Origin of the sequence: Streptomyces sp. SID486 (assembly GCF_009865385.1) — a bacterium.
Lineage (GTDB): Bacteria > Actinomycetota > Actinomycetes > Streptomycetales > Streptomycetaceae > Streptomyces.
The window spans coordinates 1-913 of record NZ_WWJT01000316.1; the positions used below are offsets into that span (position 1 = coordinate 1).

Here is a 913-nt window from a genome sequence, read left to right on the forward strand (position 1 = left end):
GCTGCACGTCGTCACCGACGCCGCCACCGGCAAGAAGCTCTACGAGTACCAGGGCATCGAGACCGGCGTCGGCAACACGCACTACAGCGGCAAGGTGGACCTGACGACCACGCAGTCCGGCTCGTCGTACACCCTCACCGACGCCTCGCGCGGCGGCCACAAGACCTACGACCTCGCCCACGGCACCTCGGGCACCGGCACCCTGTTCTCCCAGTCCGAGGACACCTGGGGCGACGGGAAGGTCTCCAACGCGGCCACGGCGGCCGCCGACGCCGCCTACGGCGCCCAGGAGACCTGGGACTTCTACAAGAGCACCTTCAAGCGCAGCGGCATCAAGAACGACGGCGTCGGCGCCTACTCGCGTGTGCACTACGGCAAGGCGTACGTGAACGCGTTCTGGGACGACAGCTGCTTCTGCATGACCTACGGGGACGGGACCGCCGACTCCGACCCGCTGACCGCGCTCGACGTCGCCGGCCACGAGATGAGCCACGGTGTCACCTCCAACACCGCGGGGCTGGAGTACTCGGGCGAGTCCGGCGGCCTGAACGAGGCCACCAGCGACATCTTCGGCACCGGTGTCGAGTTCTTCGCGAACAACTCCTCCGACGTCGGTGACTACCTCATCGGCGAGAAGATCGACATCAACGGCGACGGCACCCCGCTGCGCTACATGGACAAGCCCAGCAAGGACGGCGGCTCCGCCGACTACTGGTCGGCGGACGTCGGCGACAAGGACGTGCACTACTCGTCCGGCGTCGCGAACCACTTCTTCTACCTCCTCGCTGAGGGCAGCGGCGCCAAGACGGTCAACGACGTCTCCTACGACTCGCCCACCCACGACGGTTCGAAGGTCACCGGCATCGGCCGCGACAAGGCCCTGCAGATCTGGTACAAGGCGCTGACGACGTAC

The 913-nt window shown here is 67.0% G+C and carries 1 protein-coding gene; it reads left to right on the top strand.

Annotated features, from left to right (window positions below):
- On the top strand, positions 1-913 hold a 913-nt coding region (locus GT045_RS14650; protein WP_161334435.1), incomplete at both ends, for a M4 family metallopeptidase.